At 57.2% G+C, this 2,718-nt stretch carries 5 protein-coding genes; 4 read left to right on the forward strand and 1 reads right to left on the reverse strand.

Annotation, left to right across the window (positions count from 1 at the left end; translation table 11 throughout):
• Both lptE and holA read left to right on the forward strand, forming a co-directional pair.
• The coding region (gene lptE / locus Q0239_RS15450) for an LPS assembly lipoprotein LptE (protein WP_298604536.1) at positions 1-216 on the forward strand (216 nt) is incomplete at its 5' end.
• Entirely contained in the window at positions 213-1,241 is a 1,029-nt protein-coding gene (gene holA / locus Q0239_RS15455) for a DNA polymerase III subunit delta (protein ID WP_298604537.1), read from the forward strand. The genes lptE and holA, both read left to right, overlap by 4 nt.
• A gap of 3 nt (positions 1,242-1,244) precedes the next feature.
• On the opposite strand, the gene Q0239_RS15460 is transcribed toward holA, so the two are convergent.
• Positions 1,245-1,727 carry a DUF4402 domain-containing protein gene (locus Q0239_RS15460; protein WP_298604540.1) on the reverse strand — a complete coding sequence of 161 codons (483 nt, stop codon included), beginning with the start codon at positions 1,725-1,727 and terminating at the stop codon, positions 1,245-1,247.
• Positions 1,728-1,852: 125 nt separating this feature from the next.
• Between Q0239_RS15460 and msrB the strand changes: the two genes are divergently transcribed.
• On the forward strand, positions 1,853-2,245 hold the full coding sequence (gene msrB, locus Q0239_RS15465) for a peptide-methionine (R)-S-oxide reductase MsrB (RefSeq protein WP_298604543.1): 393 nt from the start codon (positions 1,853-1,855) through the stop codon (positions 2,243-2,245).
• 51 nt (positions 2,246-2,296) lie between these two features.
• Positions 2,297-2,718: transglycosylase domain-containing protein (locus tag Q0239_RS15470; protein ID WP_298604541.1), on the forward strand; the 422-nt coding region annotated here is incomplete at its 3' end.

Consider the following 2,718-nt stretch of genomic DNA (forward strand, 5'->3'; position numbering starts at 1 on the left):
GAACGTCGCACACTGCGCGCGCGCTATCAGCTAATTGATCTGGAAAGCAGCAAGACCGTGCTTGACGCAACGGCGGGTTCGGATGCAGGCATCGACGTTGTGAGTTCGGAATATGCCACAATCGCGGCAGAAAATACCGCGCTTGAGAATCTGACGCAAAAGGTTGCCGAACAGATTGTTACGCGACTGTCGCTTTACGCCCAAAATCCCCAATGAGCGGCAAGCTCAGCGAGCGGGATTTTATTGGCGCGATCGAAAGCCGGAACGATATCCGGCTGTTTTTCGTCTTCGGGCAGGATGAATCTGCGGCCGCTTCGATCGCGAGCGCTTTAATTGCGCGGCTTGGGCCTGACAGCGAAGCGATAGAGATTGACAGCGCAAAGCTGCGGAGTGACCCTGCCTTGCTTTCCGATGAGGCGGCATCGCAATCGCTCTTTGGTGGTGCTCGTCATATCAGGCTGCACTTTACGCGCGAAGAAGGGGTGGATGCGGTTGCGAACCTGCTTTCATCGGAAAATGCCGGCAATCCAGTCATTGCGACGGCGGGCGACCTCAAGAAAACCAGCAAGCTGCGGACACTTATCGAAGGCTCTCCCCGCGCCTTGTCGTATATCTGCTATCCGCCCAGCGAAGGAGAAGCGGTTGATCAGGCCGTTGCGGCGGCGGGCACACTCGGCCTGCGCATCGATCGGACGCTCGCGGCGCAGATCGTGCGCTATACTGGGCAGGACCGGCGACTGGTGGCGATGGAGTTGGAAAAACTATCGCTTTATTATGATTCCGCACCTGACCGTATCGTGACAGTAGAGCCGTCGGCGCTTTCGTCACTCGCCGCTGAAACAGCGGAAGAAGATATCAACGCGTTAGTCAACCAGGTGCTGACGGGCGATGCCAAATCGCTGGGCCGGACCATCATCGAGGCTCGCGCTATCGGGATTGAGGCAATCCGTATCGTTCGCGCGCTTCAGCGACGCATTGCCCTGCTTGCCGGGATGCGTGCCAAGGTGGAGGAAGGTGCCAATGCCGGGGCAGTGGTTCGCGCCAACCGGGCGATCTTCTGGAAGGAGCAGGGCGCCTTTACCCAACAAGTGCAACGCTGGACGGCACCGCGCCTCGCCGGATTGAACGCCCATCTGTTGGAAGTTGAGGCGAAGTTGATGGCGACCGGTGCCGATCTGACCGAAACTGTGCTTGAAGAGGAATTGGTGCGCATCGCCCGCGCCGCCGCCCGCAGTCGCTAGGCCTTATTCATATTCCGCAGTAATCGGTATCCGCCCCCGGAATTGGCCGGACACATTGCCTTTCAGCAACAAATCGCCGCCAAAAGAAAATTCGAGCCGCCCGTACATATCGAGCCGGGGTGCAGGCGAGAGGTTGGTACGCAGGTTGACGATCTCAACCGAGCCGCCCGTCGCGCTGCTCAGACGGATGGTTGACGGCATCTCAATGCGTACCGCTCGTCCAGACTCTCCGGTTACCACCGCACTGCCTGCAAAAGGCGAACCACCCAGATCGAGTATATCGCCGCTTACCGTGCGCGCGCCACTATTGGGATCGATTGCAATGCTACCCCCGCTCGCACCCGTCGAAGTGGCCCGGCTGAAATCAAGCGAACTGCGGATTTCGATGTTGAGCGGCTTCGTCTTGTCACCGGATTCACGCGCAAATAGATCCGCGCCGAAATCCTGTGCGAAAGCGACCGGCGTTAACGCCAGCGCGACTCCCATGCAAAAAAGGATCGATAGGTTCCGATACATTTGCATAGATTTTCGAAGAATGTGGTTAATTTCAGGTGAAAACCATTTCTCCGACCGCTCTTGACCTCATGGCCTATGCGGCACACATTATATTCATGGAAAAAATGGAACTCAGCGAGGCAGAATGGCGGCAACGCCTTTCGCCGGTGCAATATCATGTGCTGCGTGAAGCGGGCACCGAACGGGCCTTTAGCGGTTCGTTGAATGTCGAAAAGCGGGACGGCGATTTCCTGTGTGGTGGCTGCGGAACGTTGCTTTTCCGGTCGAACACGAAATATGACAGCGGCTCCGGCTGGCCCAGCTTTACCGAACCAGCAACGCCCGATGCGATAGCCGAATATCGTGACACGTCGCATGGCATGATTCGCATCGAGGTGCGCTGTGCCAAATGCGACGGACATCTGGGCCATGTTTTCCCCGATGGGCCGGGCGAAAATGGTCTGCGTTATTGCATCAACAGTGTTTCGCTCGATTTTCAGCCGGACTAGTTCCTTAATCCTGCTTGTCGGATTCCCGGCAAACCATTAACAGGTCGGGCAATGGCAAAAGCTGGATATAAGGCAGCGGAAGGGTCGCGCTTCAAACGCTGGACCATGACTTCGCTCAAGGTCGGAACCGTTATCGCCCTTTTGGGCCTGATGGTCGTAGGGATATTTGTCGCGATTGCTCGGGGCGAAATCGAAAGCTTCGAGGATTTGAAATCATCGCCCAACGGGCAGATGATCCGTGTCCGTGCAGCCGATGGCACCGTAATCCAGACGCTTGGACCAAGTTTCGGTCGCTGGATTCCGATCGATGAGATTCCACATGAGATGAAGGATGCGATGGTCGCGGTGGAGGATCGCCGTTTCTATTACCATCCCGGCATCGATCCCTATGGCCTGGGCCGTGCTGTGTTTGTCAGCCTGACAGACGGCGGCGGGTTGCGCGCAACCTCGACCATTACCCAGCAATTGGCGCG

The organism is uncultured Sphingorhabdus sp. (assembly GCF_937872355.1).
In the GTDB taxonomy this organism is placed as follows: Bacteria; Pseudomonadota; Alphaproteobacteria; order Sphingomonadales; family Sphingomonadaceae; genus Sphingorhabdus_B.

Bases quoted from the DNA above. Each gene is read 5' to 3' on its own strand.
- msrB (WP_298604543.1), top strand. From the start codon at position 1,853: ATGGAAAAAATGGAACTCAGCGAGGCAGAATGGCGGCAACGCCTTTCG.
- holA (WP_298604537.1), top strand. From the start codon at position 213: ATGAGCGGCAAGCTCAGCGAGCGGGATTTTATTGGCGCGATCGAAAGC.
- Q0239_RS15460 (WP_298604540.1), bottom strand. From the start codon at position 1,727: ATGGGAGTCGCGCTGGCGTTAACGCCGGTCGCTTTCGCACAGGATTTC.